Genomic DNA, 16,282 nt, shown 5'->3' on the forward strand with positions numbered 1-16,282 from the left:
GTGACCGGACTCTCCTTTTTTCCTCCTTCACGGTCACTTAGAACCTCTCTTTACGACCAACTTCTCTCTTTTTTCGCCTTCATGGTCGTTTACAGCCTCTTGAGTACTAGTTCTCGCTCTCCTCAAAACTCTTCTCCATTTCCGCCCGCCCGTTGATTATTTACTCCCCATCCATCCGACTAAATGACAAACCTCGCTTATTTCCCCCAAGTTTCCCTTTCAATCAAACGTTTGATTAAAACTGCTTCCACCCTTTGATAAATAAGTGTTTGTCTCTCCAAATACGTAAATTAATTGTTGAAATATGAACTAAAAATGGGAAATAAATAGCTCCAGAGCCATTATTGTCACTAAACGACGGCCATTCGACTAAATACCATATATGCTATATTAATCAAACGTTTGGTTGAAACAGCTGAAAGTACTAACCAATAAGGATTTCCTCTGCTAATGCAGGCGGGAAATTGTCGGTTTACGCGTGATCATTCCGCAGGAAATAACCATTATTTCCACAAAAACAGGCGGATTTCGCTTGAACTTACATCATTCTATTAATTCCCCCCCTTTTCCCTACTACATAAACGTTTGATTAAAAGTGGGTTCAGCACCTGCCATTCCTGGATTTATTTCTCTAAATGGCTGAAAAGTATGTCGAGAACTGTCTTTAATAACACCTCTTTTCTGGAGATTACTAATGAATAGCTGAGCACTCCACATAAAAAAAGCTATTCTATTAAGCTACCAGTCGGTTTATTACATGGGACAATCCCATGAAATAAGAGTATCCTTGTCAAGACATAAGAATATATACAAATTCGTCACAAAACCAAGCAACATCCCCTTGCATTCGACGAATATCTTTGATTATATTATTGTGGGAATATTTTTTTTTTGTGGAATTTTTGAACTTCTTCTATTAGTTATATATTCTGGCATAGGCAGGTAACAACTATGGTATTTGACGGCATCATTATTTCGTTTATAGTAGGGTTTCTTCGAAAAGGGAATCTAAGAGCACTGGCACAGTTGAAGCTAAAGTGGGGATGGATCTTTCCTCTTCTATTGGTTGTTGAACTAGCCGTTTTTATGCTTCAAAATGATTACAAATTCCTGGGAAAGGTAAGCGGATACATTTACATTGTGGTATATGTACTCGGTTTGCTGTTTTTATTTATGAACCGCAATAACCAAGGATTTACTTTCATTCTAATTGGTGTATTTCTCAATTTTTTAGTCATGGTGATCAACGGCGGAAGAATGCCGGTTTCATTGGAAGCAGCTGCTGTTTTAGATCCTGAATATATCGAAGTCCTTAAAGAAAGCCTATACGCCAAGCATACGATGCTAACATCTTCTACGCATCTTGGATTTTTGGGCGATGTTATTCCCATCACAGACCCCTATCCACGAACACAAATCATCAGTATCGGTGATATCGTTATGAATATTGGTATCTTCTTTTTCATCCAACATCTCATGGTTCATCATCCAGTCGCCAAAAAGAGTGAATACACACCCGCCTCCTTTAGAGGAGGTGAAAAAAGATGAAAAATGAACAAAAAAAAGGCATTAAATTAACTGGAATTCTTTTCAATGCAATCATTATCGGTTCAATTATTATTGCTTTAACATCTGGATATAAATTAGTATAAGAGTAGAATTGTAGGGAGAAGTAACTTTTTTTACTTCTCCTAAATTTATTTATGAGAGTGATGAGTATGCGTATTATAAAGACACCTGCAAATATATATCTTTTCTTAATTTCAGTCTTAGGCATTTTGTTTTTTACTTTCTCAATTAAAATCCCACAGTACTCTCAAATGGATTGGATTGTTATTTTTGCTTTTTCCGGTTCCATCTTATTGCTTAATTACTACACCGTACTGATTCCTCCAAAGGGTAATTCCCTTTCCATGGATTCTTCTATTTATCTAGCAAGTCTTTTTTTGTTTGGATTAAATACATCATTACTTGTTTTATTCATACATTCCATAGTATTTGCTATATTCCAGCGAAAAGTCGCCTGGTGGAAACATGTGTTTAACTTCTCTGTTTATTCTTTAATGATTAATAGTACCTATTATGTTTATATATATACAAATGGCATCACTGGACATATCAGTGTCGATAACATTTTTTCCTATTTACTTTCTTTTTGCACTTATTTTGCACTAAATCTACTATTAGTTGGGATCTATTTTATATTGGCAACATCTGAAAACATCGTGAACTTTTTTAAGGAAATTATTGAAGAGACAGCTGCCACATATATTATCACACTTGTACTTTCATTAGTCCTAGTCATTTTATTGAAACCCGACGAATTATTCGGTCTGTCTCTTTTCACCTGTATTGCCTTTTTATTATCATTAGCATTTAAACAGTATTTTAATTTATATAAAGAGATTTCCGAGAAAGCCAACAAAGACACCCTCACTGGTCTCAATAACCACGGTTACTTTAAAGAAATTTTGGAAAAAGAAGTAGCGATCGCAAAGGAAACGGATCAGCCTTTAAGTGTGGTCATCCTTGATATGGATGATTTTAAAAAATTTAATGATTTGTACGGGCATATTCAAGGCGATCATCTGCTCCAGGAATTTGGTGGTATTTTGAAAACCGAGTCCGACGCGGCAAATTTTATCGTTGCACGCTATGGCGGCGAAGAATTTTCGATCATCATGCCCAACACCGATCGTAAAACCGCTTATTCCTTCATGAATGAATTACGGAAGAAAGTAAATGACACCTACTATAATGGGGTGGAACGTCTCCCCTACGGCTGCTTGTCCTTTTCATCTGGGATTGCCGAATGTGAAAAAGAGACCTACAATATTTCTGAACTTTTGAACAGAGCGGACCAAGCCATGTATGCGGCGAAGAACCAAGGGAAAAATCTTGTCCAAATCTATAATGGGCTTTCCGAATATTCCGTCCATCGGTCGCTTTCACTTGAAAAAGAACTGGAGGAAGCGGAGTTTCAATTAAAGATCTTCCTCTCAAAAGATGTCTATACCTATCGTCACAGTAAACGGGTCTACCAATATGCGGTTGATTTTTCACGGATGCTTAACTTAAGTGTTCATGAACGCAAAACGCTGATTCTTGGAGCTCTTGTCCATGACATTGGAAAAATAGAAATCCCGCGGGAGATTTTAAATAAAAAAGGAAAGCTTGAGCCTCATGAATGGGAATTGATGAAGAAGCACGTAACCTATGGAAAAGAGATCATTTCAACGAATAAGAAATTAGAAGACTTGATTCCGCTAGTTGAACTCCATCATGAGCGCTATGATGGGAACGGCTATCCATATGGCTTAGCAGGAAAATCGATTCCAAAGCTGGCGCGAATTCTCTGCGTGATCGATTCCTTTGACGCAATGACAACCGAGCGTCCTTATCAAAAAACAAAAACCTTCCATGAAGCAATCGCTGAATTGCGCAACTGCTCTGGAAAACAATTCGATCCTCAATTCATTGAACCGTTTATAGCGATGATCAAGAAGTTTGATCACTCCGGGGATAATCCAAAAAAGGAGCTTGTTGGAGTGAATGGCTGACAGGCGGGCAACGAAATTAAGACAATGACCTGAGCCAGGCTAAATGACTGGCTTTTTTTGGTTTTATTGGGGTGAGTGATAGAGGAAAATCGGAAGTGGCCGATAAAACTAACAAAACAATACTAAGCATATTGAAAAAAGCCAAGTTCCCTAAGAAACTTGGCATTCAACATATTCAGGCTCCAACCAAGATATTAATATACCTTCACAACTTTCACCTTACTCTGGTTCCCAGCTTTATCTAATACAGAAACCTCTAATGATTTCCCCTTTTTCTGTACCTTGATCACTGCTTTAAACTTTCCGTACTTATCTGTGAGCGTTTTACCAATCAAAGTTACACCGTTATAAATATATACAGTTGATCCTGCTTCAGCTTTTCCTGTAACCGATTTTGATAGATGGGTTACTTTGTTGACAACCGGGATGGAAGGTGCAGTTTTATCAACTACCGTAACAGTGGTTTGACTTTGGTTCCCCGCTTTATCACTAGAGTAAACTGTTAATCGGGTCCCTGCTTTTTTGGCTGTACGGATTTTTATTAGGAAGGATCCAGTACTATTCACATAACTCTGACCTAAAACAGAACTCCCCTCCTTAATAACTACTTTTGCACCCGCCTCCGTTCTCCCAAATATAATCGTTTGATTATCACCTACGGAATAAATCGAAGGCTTAATAGGCACTGTTTTATCTGAAACAATGACCGCAACTTCTCCACTTTTGTTACCTCCACCATCTTGTACAAAAACAGTTAATCGGGTCCCTGCTTTTTTGACAGCAATTTTAACAGAAAAAGAACCAGAAGAACTTACCAAGTCTTGACCGATGATGGTTGAACCAGATTTCACAACTGCCTTCGTTCCAGCTTCTGCTTTCCCTGTAACAGCTGTTTGATTGTCTCCTACCGGATTGACAATCGGGTTTGCAGGAGGGATGGTATCCTTTACCGTTACTGAAATGGTTTTGCTCCTATTTCCAGCTAAATCCTCTGCATATACTTGCAGGAGGGTTCCGCCCTTTTGTTTAGGAATCGTGACATTGAAATTTCCTGTACTTTCAGTCACTACACTGCCAAGCAGCGCAGTCCCTTTCATTACATAAACCACAGCATCAGCCTCGGTCATTCCAGTTACTGTTGTATCAAAATCACTCACAGGGTTAATCGAACCGATGACTGGCGGAGTGTAATCGCCATCTAGATCTTTCGGTATAAATGTATATGTCACATCAGTACCTTTATCCGCTGGTGCTGTATATTCTGTTTGGGAATCCAGTTGCTTAACGACAGCCCCACCGCCATGAAGTTGAGTTCCTGAACCGTTGTATAATTTTGGCGTGATTGCTTCAAAGCCTGGTTCACCTTTAAAACTATATAACCCAGTCCCCTGTTTTAATAAAAGGGCAGCTCGGAAAGAAGTCATAAATTTCCCAAAGGTAAGAGTAGGGCTGATATATTTTTGTACAGCATCTTCCACCGCACGATAATCATTGTTTGGATCATTTAATAGTTCTTTAAAAATACTATCTCCTTGATTCGCTTGAATCTTTAAATATTGAGCGAATAAGTAGGAGAGGGAATAATTAGCTAATACATCCCCGTAATCATCCCAATATAATAAAGAATGGCCATTGGTTATGGAGTCCGAATAATTATAATAATCGATTCGATCATCTAATGCTTGCCCAGTATATATTTGCTCAGCGGCCATGGCCATCGCTTCATCCAACCAAGTATCCATAGATTCCGTACTGCCTTCGATTAACACATTCCGGTTAAAGTTCACCATGTGCTGAAATTCATGCGCTAACGTGCTATATGCTTCCGTCACATCCTTCGTGGTTCCAGTACCCATGGATGGATAGGTATCCATATAGAATATTTCGGATTGATTGGAGTGAGGGTCAGCATATAAGTCGCCTGCCCAAAAATAGCCCCCAATATATGCACCAGTACCATCAAAACCATCCTCGATATCATAGCATAGGATATTGACCTTCCCATTTCCATCCACATCAGACGCTCCGCCAAAGCTGTTCGTAATAAGTGGTTGAATTTTACTATCAAACTCTTTTCCTAACTTTTGTGCATCTAAACTAGTAATTTGATTATTATAGACCCAGACATTTGCTGTGGACCCGCTATATAATAATTTGGCCGTTATTTGCGTATCAAAATTGTTGACAAAGTCTGTCACCCAGAACGGTTTACTATCACCAACTACGGGGACCGACTGAGCAGAAAAATATTTCTTCACCAGCTTGCTGCTGTTTTTTGCACTATTAAAAGGTTTGTTAACATCCATTTGGTAGGCAGTTGGTTTTAAATCGTTGTTAAATGAAAAGTTTTGTTTTTTTACATTAAATGTGCCCGTATATGCCGTTCCATCACCATTGGTTGCTTCGTTACCAATGATGACGTAATTTCCTTCTACAGCCAAATTTTCCGCAACACCAGGTTCTTGACCGTAAGCGATTGTAGTTAAGCAAAGCAGCAAAATGGATAGAAGCGAACAAAGGGTCCTTTTGAGATTGTTCATATAATACTCTCCAATCATTAGTTAACTTCATTTGTGGATACTAATAATCTTTTTGTATTGATCTAGGGATGGAAAATTGTAAATCTTATATTAATATACTTTTGAAAAAGTTGACTTACTCTGATTACGAGCCTTATCCAATGAAATCACTTCTAATGTGGAGCCCTTCTTTTGTGCTTTAATGGGTGCTGTAAAGCTTCCACTAGTATTGCTGGAAGCTATTCCAACCAAAGTCGAACCATTAAAAATATACACCATCGCGCTTTTTTCTGCTTTTCCTGTCACCTTCGTTGAGGCATAGGTTACCTTATTAACGGTAGGTGCAGTTGGAGGTATTTTATCGACTACTGTTATAATGGTACCTAGGCTCCGGTTACCCACACGGTCTGTTGCATATGTAGCGAAGATCGTCCCAGCCTTCCTAATCGATGTAAGTTTAATAGTAAAGTAGCCTGTACTAGATGCAGTCGTTTGGCCTACGACAGTCGAACCTTGCTTCATTACCACTTTCGAACCAGCTTCTGCTTTTCCTCTGATAATGTTTTGATTGTCGCCAACAGAGTAAACAAGTGGTTTACCAGGAGCAGTTTTATCAATCACAGTGACGGTTGCTCCACTGCTCAGATTTCCTGCACGATCTCTAGCATAAACCGTTAATTTTGTACCTGCTTTTTGTTTGGGAATCGTTACGCTGTAAGTGTTATTTGACAATGCGGTCCCTCTTCCAATCGTGGTGCTTCCTCTGTTCACACTAACTGTCGAATAAGCTTCAGCCTTCCCTTTCACAGCTGTGGTCAAATCACTAACTGTTGTTACGGTTGGCTTTGACGGTGGAGTTTTATCCACAGGAGCGGTGTAAAAAGGATTTTTCACTTTAAACTGTGTAACATCTGAGTAATATTCATCATCAATAGATTCTGAGACACCAACTCTTAAATAGATATATGGCTGGCCTTGATAGATTGATTTCGGAACAAGAGAATTTAATCTAATGGTTGTATAACCAATCGTATCAAATTCAAGTGAATTCAAATACACTAGTGTGCCTCCATTACTTTTTAGAAACTCAATCGTAACAATAGAGTCCTTCAAATATGCATAATCTGTAAAATCAAAAATCTGAACGTTCATAGTTGAGGCCGAATAATTCGACACTGCTTCAAAATAAATATCATGGGTTGTATCATAACTATCCCACAAGCTATCTACATAATTACCGTTTGCTTTTAATGAATAATCCGCTGGGTTGTATGATTGTTTAATGGATAGGGACCTTTTTGGCAAGTTCCCTGGAGTAATACTTTGAACTAGTTTGTTAGTCAGACTTTTTTCAACCTCTTTCATTTCTTGTCCATCCGCATGATTGGGTATAGCAAGAATCATTAATACGATTAGGAAAAAAAACATCCGTAAACTCTTCATTATTTATCATCTCCCTGCTACCATATTACTAGATACTTCATCCTAAATCTAGGTGCTTTGGAAAAAATATCCTTCATTATATTGTCATTAGTGAGATAGATAGATAGGTTATTGATAAGCAAAAAAAAAGCCAAGCTCCACTAAGAAAACTTGGCTTCACCTAATACCTATTATTTTCTAGAAAAGACCACCCGATCTAAACCACTAATCTGAATGCGATCTCCGGATTTAAGAGTCACAGTCACACTAGTAACCTCATAATAATCCGCTTTACTTGAAAGAATTTCATTTACAAGTAAATTATTTCCTCTGTAAATAATTAAATTCCCAGCGCCACTAGAAGTTGTGATTCTATACTTCCCAGCACTAATATCTTTACCGACCGTCCAGTAACCAGAATGCAAGATATTTGATTTCACATTTGAGACACGAGTAAACTGCACACTATTTAAACCTAAAATTTGAATACTATCACCAGCTTTAATATCCGTTGTCACAACCGTTACACCAAATCCATCATTACTACTCGATAGGATTTCATTTACAAAATGATTGGTGCCCGAACCAATAAATAAATTGCCACTACCCGAACTTGTAGTAATCTTATAACGACCTGCCGGTAAATCTTTACCCGCCTTCCATGTACCAGCACTTAAACTCTTAATATATGGAACTCTAATCGTTGCCGAAGTTTTTTTACCATTTGTAGTTGTCGATGTAATGGTAGCTGTCCCCGCACCAACTGCAGTTACTTTCCCTTTACTATCTACTTTTGCCACTTTCGTATTAGAAGATTTCCATTTCACTGTTTTATTCGTTACATTACTTGGGCTTACAGTTGCAGATAAGGTTATTGTTTTACCTTTAATGAGCGTGACGAAGGTCTTATTTAATTTAACTGACTTGGCCAAAACAGGTGGCGTAACCTTAACTTGTACCTTTACTATCTTAGCACCGTTAACCGTAGCGGTAATTATCGCCGTACCTTTTGCTATAGCGTATATTTTCCCTTTACTATCAACGGTTACAATTTTTTTATTAGACGTTTTCCACTTTACCGTCTTATCAGTGCTATCCGATGGTGAAACTGTGGCTGAAAGTACCGCTGTCTTACCGACCGTTACGGATAAACTAGTTTTATTTACTTTCACTGTTTTTGTAGAAACTCTAACGGCAACAGTCTTAAAAACTTTAACATTATCACTAGCAGTCGCCGTAATCGTCGCAGATCCATTGGCAATTCCTTTAATATTACCAGCGGCATCCACTGTGGCCACTTTCGTGTTTGAACTTTTCCATAAGATGGTCTTATTTTCCGCATCAGTCGGGGCTATTGTCCCATATACTTTTACCATTTGATTATTGGTGATATTTAAGGAGGATCGACTTAACTTCAAACTAGTGGGTACAACTTTCGTTACAGTCACATTAATACTTTTTTTGATAGTAGGATCACCATTTGCGCTAGCCGTAATGCTGGTACTTCCTGCTTTAAGCGCTTTTACATTTCCTCTCATATCCACTGTTGCAATATCTGGATGACTGCTAGTCCAACTAACCATTTTATTAACAGCTGTAGATGGTTTTACAGTCGCTGTTAACTGTGCCGTACGGTTTACAAGGAGTGACAAACTTGATTTGTTTAACGTGATACTTTGAGGAACAAGAATTTTTTCCTTCAGGCTCATTGTTCCTGTCATCCTCGAGATATAGATTTTATCCCCTGATGAAACTGTGTATTCAATCGGATCATCATCAGCATATAAACTAAGATATCCAATTTCATTATATTGTGGATCATAAATATTAACATAAGCAAAATCATTGTAGACTTCTGAATCATTAATTTCTAAAGTGTATGTTCCAGCTGGAATATCAGCACCCACTTCGTAAAAACCAATTGACATATGATTTAAGTCCACGCTAGAGATTGGCTGTACCTCTATGTTAGACGCACCATAGTCTACTTCAACCTCGATTTCATCTCCATCTTTCAAACTCGCAGTAAATCGATCAGAGTAGTAATACTTATCACTATCCAGCGATTCATTTAGATAAATTTCCGTTCCTCTACTAATTCGAATAGTAGCTGCACCTTCTGAAATATGAAATTCCTTTAATCCTGCAGAAATTTCTTCTCCTACCGTATATGTACCATTACTTAATGAGCTATTACTTGCTGCCAGTACTGAACTGCCTACTGAAACCGAGAGTAACAGCATCATCATGAAAAATACTTTAATCAATACCTTCTTGTTCATAAACAAACCTTCTTTCATATTTAGGAAATACCATTTATAAAAGAGAAAGGTTGTAGCACATCTCCCCCGCTACTATACTACTAGATACTTTGACCTAAATCTAGATATCTTGGAAAAAATAACCTCTATTGTATAGCCATTACTATCCTATTCATAGATAAAGGAACCACTGGTAGCTGCTGAACTAGAATCGTGCCCATACCTATTATTGTGAGTGGTTGTGAATTTCCAATTATCATCCAGAAAATGTCGTAAGTTTTGAAAAATATGTAGTAAGTGACCGCAATTTCGTCGTAAGTCTCAATTATTATGTAGTAAGTGTCCGTAATTTCGTCGTAAGTTCCAATAAAGGTGTAGTAAGTTGGTAACTAAAAAGTGAGTCATAGCTGCAATTTTTAGCACGCCATATCAATCATCTATTTGTGATATGATGAAAATAAATTTATTTAGGGGGGATGACTGCGGTGATCCAATATAAAGAACTCCACCATGTTAGTCTAACGGTTACTGATTTAGAACGTGCCAAGCATTTTTATAGCAGCATCTTATGTTTAAAAGAAATACAACGTCCTAATTTTGATTTTCCTGGTGCCTGGTACGAAGTTGAGGGACAACAGCTACATCTAATCGTTCTTCCTACATCACAAACGATTCGCCAAGATAAACGCCTGAGCAGCAGGGAAGGCCATTTTGCACTAAGAGTGAAGGATTACATAGAGACGCTGAATTGGTTGAAAAGTAAGGATGTTGAACTGTTAGAGAAACCCAATGGCATGAGCGGTTTTGCGCAAATATTCTGTGCGGACCCTGATGGGAATCTAATTGAACTAAATGTCGATCAAAAAGACCTTTAGGAATGCCGGCAGCTGACGAACCTTCCAAAGTAAAAAGGAGAAGTGCGCTAACACTTCTCCCCTCTAACAGCCTATCAACTTCCCCATTCATCCAATAAAAATAATAATCCCCACTCCAACAATTACCAAAGAAAGTAAGTAGATCAAGTCTCTCGATACTATTTTAGTTGTTTGATAATACGTTCTGTCTCTTGTACCCGTAAATCCTCGCGCTTCCATTGCGATTGCCATTCGTTCTGATTTCCTAATTCCTTGAGTAAACAGCGGTATAGAGTACCTCATAAAAGCTTTCCAGCTATTTTTCTGCTTGTAACCTCTGACTTTATGAGCCGTCTTCATTTGGTTTAGTTCAGATTGGAATAGTGGAATAAAGCGGAACCCCGCTAATAGCCCATACGCCCATTTAGGTGAAAGTTTACATTGATGAATTAAACTCATGATGAACAAGGTGATGTCTGTGGTAGAGGTGAATAATAATCCATACGTAACAAACGCTAACATCCGCAAACCGATCGTTAAGCCATGATTCATGCTCTCATGCGTAATATGGAACCAGGCCCATTTCCATATCGTTTCTTCTCCTTCTCCAAACGCCGCCATCATCCAAAATACAAGAATAAAAAAACCTAAATAAGGCAGAAGCCTTTTCAGAAGGTAAGTCATTCTCCATCCGCCTAAAAAAATACCGATCAATACAGCAAGTAACCAGATCAAAAAAGTCACCTTTGGATTGGAGATCGCCATTAATAGAAACATAACGATCAAATGAGAAAGCAGTTTACAAGCAGGATTGAGAGTCGCCAGGAATGAATCGTTAGCCTTCATACCAAAACACCCTCCTTTCGTGCATGCATCAACTGGTAATGGAGGGGTGGAATTAACGCACTGTCACGGAAACTACTCGGATTTGAAAATAACCCATAGGGGGTCCCTTGATAGGTTATACTTCCCTTGTTGAAGAGGATAACCTGATCAGAATAATCATCCACTAAATCCATATCGTGGGTGACCATGACAATCGTTGTTCCCTGGTCCTGCCGCTCCTTTAAGCGTTGAATCAGTTCGTTCGCTGTTTTTTCATCCTGACCAAATGTTGGTTCATCAAGCAATAATAAATCTTGATCAAACAATAACATCGTCGCCACACTTAACCGCCGTTTTTGTCCTAAACTTAGGGTAAACGGATGAGCATTTTTATGCGATTCCAATCCAAACTCCTCTAACAATTGGTTGGTCTTGGTATGAATCAGCTCTTCGGGCCAATTTCGTTGCCGGCCGCCAAAGGCAACTTCCTCAAAGACAGTATCCGTAATGAATTGAAGTTCTGGATTTTGAAAAACAAAGCCAGCTTTTTCATATAATTCTCGTTCGGACCATTTTTTTAGCTCCGTATTTTGAAAGAGAATTTCCCCCTTTTTAATCGGCTCCAATCGGATCAGACTTTTTAAAAAGGTACTTTTCCCACTTCCATTTTCTCCGACGATGGAAATCCATTCCCCTTTATGAATTTTTATATCAATATCGCTCACGATGGTCTTCTTCCCATAGCCAATTTCAACATGTTCGGTGCGTAGTAAAATCTCGCCATCCTTGAGCGGTTTGGTTTTTTTCAGATTAGCAAGTTTAATAGAAAGAGGATGCGCGTTATTTCGAACCACTTCCTCCCACTTTTCTGGAAACAACTTAGGGCGCCAAATGCCCGCTTCTTTCATTTCATTTTTAAAATTCAGGAGCATTTCTTTCGGCTGACCATCCCCGATAATACTTCCATTCTCATTTAGGATAATGACTCGATCCATCCATTCGATGCATCCGTCTAGGACATGTTCGACAAATACCATCGTATGGTTTGTCTTTTGGGCTAATTGATTCAATAAAACAAATATCTCATTCCGGCCGGCAGGGTCTAGCTGGGCTGTTGGTTCATCAAAGAAGATGACTTCTGGTTCTAATGCTAGTAAACAAGCTAACGCCAATCGTTGTTTCATCCCACCTGAAAGGGTTTCAATGGGTGTTTTCTTATCGACCATTAGCCCTACTTTATCCATCAACTCAGCAATGATGGGGTCCATCTCATGTCGCGGAATCGATCGATTTTCGAGACTAAACGCAATTTCTTCATCGACATGAAGCATGCAAAATTGCGAATCAGGATCTTGAAACATAACACCTGCATCTTTCCTGCAGAATACTTCACCACTTACCTCTGCCTCCAAATGCTCAGGGATAATACCTGAAAGAGCGGAAATCAACGTCGATTTCCCGCTCCCACTAGGCCCTAATATTAATACTTTTTCGCCTTGATTGATGGATAAAGTAATATGACTGAGTATTTTTTCAGAGCGATTATAAAATCGAATCGAAAGATCCTTACATCCCAGAAACATGTCCATCGACGTTTTCCCTTTTCCTTTTTTCCTTCATCAGTTCATATTGTTCTAACACACCTGTTTTTGCGAGTGCGTCTACAATGATCTTCGCTAACAATCCACCGAGAATCATTCCGCTGACGACATGAATTCCTAATGTTGTAAAAAATACTTCCTTCGTGTAATATCCAAAACCGTTGGCGATTAAGTTATAAATCATGCTGCCTAGCGCTGCAAAAGCTCCAGATAGCATTAAATTAAATAGATTGTAGCGTTTATATCCGAATATTGCGAATGCGATTTCTGCACCAATCCCTTGAAAAACACCTACTAAAAGGGCCGACAAACCAAAATGACTTCCGGTTAATAACTCTACTGCGGCCGCTGCAATCTCAGCAATAAGCGCTGCTCCCGGTTTGCGGATAATATACGCGACGATTGGACTAGCAATCACCCAAATTCCAAACATAAAACCTGCACCCACCGGCCCGACAAGAGCGGAAATAGGAATCCACAGCGTCGACCATCCTAAATAGATTACTCCACAAGCGACCGCTAGAATCACAGCAAGAACGACTTCTTTCATCTTCCAAGTCATCGTTTCACTACCTCCATTTTCACAGGCCATTCTTCGAGTTTATAAGCCATATCCCAAAACATATATTCCAACTGACAACTGATTAAGAAATGATCCTTCATTTTTTCCTTCTCTCTCTCTGTTGCTGTTATTGCCCACTCATCAAGACGGGCACAAAATTTCGTGGTAATCGAATCGGTACGATTTCCATAAAAACTGATCCAATCATAAAAAGGATGAGAGCGATCAGGATTAACCTCAGTTAATAATCTTTTCCCAATTTCCCAATACGTCCACGGACATGGCAACAACACAGCTAAAATTTCCCCTAATGTACCTTCGTGAGCAACGGTTAGCATATGACGCGTGTAATGAAGAGCCGAGGGAGATAACGGATATCCATGTAATTCCTCGTAGGGAACACCAGCTACTTGACAAAAGTTATTATGAGGATGGATTTCACTGTTTAAGATAAAAGAAATCTGCGTATTAAACATATCCATTTCTTCACGATTCTCACACTTGGAAACCGCTATTCCATAGATGCGCATAAACGAATTCAAATATTCAAAGTCCTGTTTAACATAATGAATCAATTGTTCCTTTTGTAAATCCCCATTGGCGATTCCTTGCACAAACGGATGTTCAAAAATCGCCTCGAAAATAGGATCTGCTTCTTTTCTTAATTCTGCTGTAAAACTCATAATTTTGCCCCCTTATTGGTTTTAATGGAAAGACTCTAGAAAAGGCGACTGAATTTTCAAACACGAAAAAACCGCCCCAAAAATGGAGCGGCTGAATAATTATATCTATCCATACACGAACTCCACTTTCCTACGCTAGTATGAACTAGATCAGGTTCAAAGGGTCCAAGATAACTCCTGTCTCAGCCATAAAATGGCTCCCCTAGTGGTCTTCCTATTAATTTAACCTTCATTCTACACTCACTGGTTAATGTTGTCAATCAATTAATATCTTAAATATAAAAATAGACCAAATGGATTATAGATGTTTGGAAACTCAAAGTAATTTCCAATTAATAACCAGAAAATGTCGTAAGTGTCCGGAATTATATAGATTCGCTGATAAAATGCTAGAAACGCTGATAAATGTTCGATTTCCGCTGATAAAATGGCCCAGTTCGCTGATATCTCCCAAAAATCCGCTGATAAACTACTCCCCTCTAACAACCTATCAATCTACGACAAATTCTGGGACGTGAAATTTTTTACGCTTCCACCGTCTTCGCAATAATGGCTCCAACAACCAGCCCCCATACAGGTGCACTTATATGGAAAAATGATACATTGGATAATGCGATGAGGAACGCAAATAGGGCACTTAAACGATATTTATTTTCGGAGAAACCCAGCTGTAAACTAGATAGAAGGACGCCGATTAACGCAAACCCTGCTAGCATCGATACAAACGCGTGGGGTAATGATTGGATAAAGGGAACAATTTTCCAAGCGAATACTCCAAACAATAATGTCAAAACCCCTGATACCACCGCTGCCATATACCGCTTTGATTTTACCCCTGCATCCGAACTAGAGCAGATGGCGGTCATCATGCCAGCAATATTCGCACTTTGCCCCCCGAAAAAACTGGCAATAATCGAAAACACTCCACTAAAAGAAACAATTTTTCGAATGGGAGGTTCAAAATCCGAGCTTTCTAGTGCGCCGATTCCAGGTGCCACATCATTACTTAAGATTAACATGGCCAGAGGCAGACCTAATGTAACCATCCCCATCCAGGTAAATTCCGGCATTTGTATCGATGGTAGGAAAAAAGCAATCTCCTTAGATGAGCTATGTAGATCTTGGGTTAAAAACAAAGTAATAAAAGCGACAACCACTGCGACCATAACAGCCGGGATACGTTTTGAGACCTTCGTACTGATAAAAAAACTAAGCAAGGCTGCCCCACCAACTATTGGTAATGCCTTAACGTCTTGGACAAGCTGAACAACATAATTGGTGACCAGACCTGCCAGCATGGCTGCAATGACTTCTTTCGGAACCCATTTAATAATTTTAGTAAAAAGTCCTGACAACCCAATCAGCAAAATCAACAGCCCCGATATCACATACCCGCCAATTAGCTGGGGATAAGTAAAATGTGCTGTCACTGTCGTTAAAAAAGCAACCCCCGAAATCGAGTGAGCTCCGGTAATGGGAATTCTAAATAACAGAGGCATAACAATCCCTAACAACCCTCCAAAGAAATAGACGGCAAACATCCAATTGATGGTTTGCTGATTAGAGAAATGCCCTGCCTCTGCTGCCTGCAGAATGATTAACGCTGGACCTGTCATAACTAAAGTACTAGAAATCAATCCAGAAGATACGTTTTGAGTCGTTAGATCTTGAAAAATTGATTTCCTTTTATTTTCACTTAATGGTTCAATTGGTTGCTCACTAATTAATCTATTTACCTGCCCCATTTTTTCTCCTCATACCCTTCTTCAAATAAACGACTTTTATTGTTAGTTTAGACAACCTTCTACAAAATGTATAGGACAAAGGCAATCTTCGACAACCTATTAAAAACTCACTGGCAGCCCTTATCATAACAAAAGGGATGGGGAATAAACTAGAGGAAAAAATAGCTTAAAAAAGGGAAAAGGTGCATTCTCGCCGGTTCTCGGGACTGCACCTTTTTCTTTTAGCCTTTAAACTCCACGGGCATCATAC

At 38.9% G+C, this 16,282-nt stretch carries 11 protein-coding genes and 1 riboswitch; of the genes, 3 read left to right on the forward strand and 8 right to left on the reverse strand.

Annotated elements, in window-relative coordinates; translation table 11 throughout:
• The first annotated feature begins 951 nt into the window (after positions 1-951).
• Positions 952-1,548 carry a DUF5317 domain-containing protein gene (locus J7E66_RS02415; RefSeq protein ID WP_214997866.1) on the forward strand — a complete coding sequence of 199 codons (597 nt, stop codon included), beginning with the start codon at positions 952-954 and terminating at the stop codon, positions 1,546-1,548.
• 170 nt (positions 1,549-1,718) lie between these two features.
• Entirely contained in the window at positions 1,719-3,560 is a 1,842-nt protein-coding gene (locus tag J7E66_RS02420) for a bifunctional diguanylate cyclase/phosphohydrolase (protein WP_214997867.1), read from the forward strand.
• Between the two features lie 194 nt (positions 3,561-3,754).
• Here the strand turns inward: J7E66_RS02420 and J7E66_RS02425 are convergent, their stop codons facing one another.
• The 3 genes from J7E66_RS02425 to J7E66_RS02435 form a co-directional block, all read right to left on the reverse strand.
• Positions 3,755-6,100, reverse strand: a complete 2,346-nt coding sequence (locus tag J7E66_RS02425; RefSeq protein WP_214997868.1) for an Ig-like domain-containing protein — start codon at positions 6,098-6,100, stop codon at positions 3,755-3,757.
• Between the two features lie 90 nt (positions 6,101-6,190).
• Positions 6,191-7,522 (reverse strand): Ig-like domain-containing protein, encoded by a 1,332-nt coding sequence (locus tag J7E66_RS02430; RefSeq protein ID WP_214997869.1) that lies wholly within the window; start codon positions 7,520-7,522, stop codon positions 6,191-6,193.
• A 170-nt stretch (positions 7,523-7,692) separates the two neighbouring features.
• Complete coding sequence (locus J7E66_RS02435; protein ID WP_214997870.1) at positions 7,693-9,783, reverse strand: Ig-like domain-containing protein; 2,091 nt, start codon at positions 9,781-9,783, stop codon at positions 7,693-7,695.
• A gap of 464 nt (positions 9,784-10,247) precedes the next feature.
• Between J7E66_RS02435 and J7E66_RS02440 the strand changes: the two genes are divergently transcribed.
• On the forward strand, positions 10,248-10,637 hold the full coding sequence (locus tag J7E66_RS02440; protein WP_214997871.1) for a VOC family protein: 390 nt from the start codon (positions 10,248-10,250) through the stop codon (positions 10,635-10,637).
• A gap of 87 nt (positions 10,638-10,724) precedes the next feature.
• Here J7E66_RS02440 and J7E66_RS02445 read toward each other — a convergent pair whose 3' ends face one another.
• The 5 genes from J7E66_RS02445 to J7E66_RS02465 all read right to left on the reverse strand — a co-directional run bounded on the left by J7E66_RS02445 (position 10,725) and on the right by J7E66_RS02465 (position 16,032).
• Entirely contained in the window at positions 10,725-11,462 is a 738-nt protein-coding gene (locus tag J7E66_RS02445; protein ID WP_214997872.1) for an energy-coupling factor transporter transmembrane component T family protein, read from the reverse strand.
• Complete coding sequence (locus J7E66_RS02450) at positions 11,459-13,030, reverse strand: ABC transporter ATP-binding protein (protein WP_214997873.1); 1,572 nt, start codon at positions 13,028-13,030, stop codon at positions 11,459-11,461. Before J7E66_RS02450 ends, J7E66_RS02445 begins: the two co-directional genes overlap by 4 nt.
• Positions 13,008-13,604, reverse strand: a complete 597-nt coding sequence (locus tag J7E66_RS02455) for an ECF transporter S component (protein ID WP_214997874.1) — start codon at positions 13,602-13,604, stop codon at positions 13,008-13,010. Before J7E66_RS02455 ends, J7E66_RS02450 begins: the two co-directional genes overlap by 23 nt.
• A complete protein-coding gene (gene tenA, locus J7E66_RS02460) occupies positions 13,601-14,287 on the reverse strand; it encodes a thiaminase II (RefSeq protein ID WP_214997875.1) in 687 nt (228 codons plus the stop codon). Before tenA ends, J7E66_RS02455 begins: the two co-directional genes overlap by 4 nt.
• A gap of 110 nt (positions 14,288-14,397) precedes the next feature.
• A riboswitch (TPP riboswitch) is annotated at positions 14,398-14,501 on the reverse strand.
• Positions 14,502-14,811: 310 nt separating this feature from the next.
• Positions 14,812-16,032: a benzoate/H(+) symporter BenE family transporter gene (locus J7E66_RS02465; protein ID WP_214997876.1), complete on the reverse strand. Its 1,221-nt coding sequence runs from the start codon at positions 16,030-16,032 to the stop codon at positions 14,812-14,814.
• Between the last annotated feature and the right edge of the window lie 250 nt (positions 16,033-16,282).

This window comes from Bacillus sp. ISL-7 (assembly GCF_018613065.1).

Bases quoted from the DNA above. Each gene is read 5' to 3' on its own strand.
- J7E66_RS02430 (WP_214997869.1), bottom strand. From the start codon at position 7,522: ATGAAGAGTTTACGGATGTTTTTTTTCCTAATCGTATTAATGATTCTT.
- J7E66_RS02415 (WP_214997866.1), top strand. From the start codon at position 952: ATGGTATTTGACGGCATCATTATTTCGTTTATAGTAGGGTTTCTTCGA.
- J7E66_RS02445 (WP_214997872.1), bottom strand. From the start codon at position 11,462: ATGAAGGCTAACGATTCATTCCTGGCGACTCTCAATCCTGCTTGTAAA.
- J7E66_RS02425 (WP_214997868.1), bottom strand. From the start codon at position 6,100: ATGAACAATCTCAAAAGGACCCTTTGTTCGCTTCTATCCATTTTGCTG.
- J7E66_RS02455 (WP_214997874.1), bottom strand. From the start codon at position 13,604: ATGACTTGGAAGATGAAAGAAGTCGTTCTTGCTGTGATTCTAGCGGTC.
- J7E66_RS02435 (WP_214997870.1), bottom strand. From the start codon at position 9,783: ATGAACAAGAAGGTATTGATTAAAGTATTTTTCATGATGATGCTGTTA.
- J7E66_RS02420 (WP_214997867.1), top strand. From the start codon at position 1,719: ATGCGTATTATAAAGACACCTGCAAATATATATCTTTTCTTAATTTCA.
- J7E66_RS02465 (WP_214997876.1), bottom strand. From the start codon at position 16,032: ATGGGGCAGGTAAATAGATTAATTAGTGAGCAACCAATTGAACCATTA.
- tenA (WP_214997875.1), bottom strand. From the start codon at position 14,287: ATGAGTTTTACAGCAGAATTAAGAAAAGAAGCAGATCCTATTTTCGAG.
- J7E66_RS02450 (WP_214997873.1), bottom strand. From the start codon at position 13,030: ATGGACATGTTTCTGGGATGTAAGGATCTTTCGATTCGATTTTATAAT.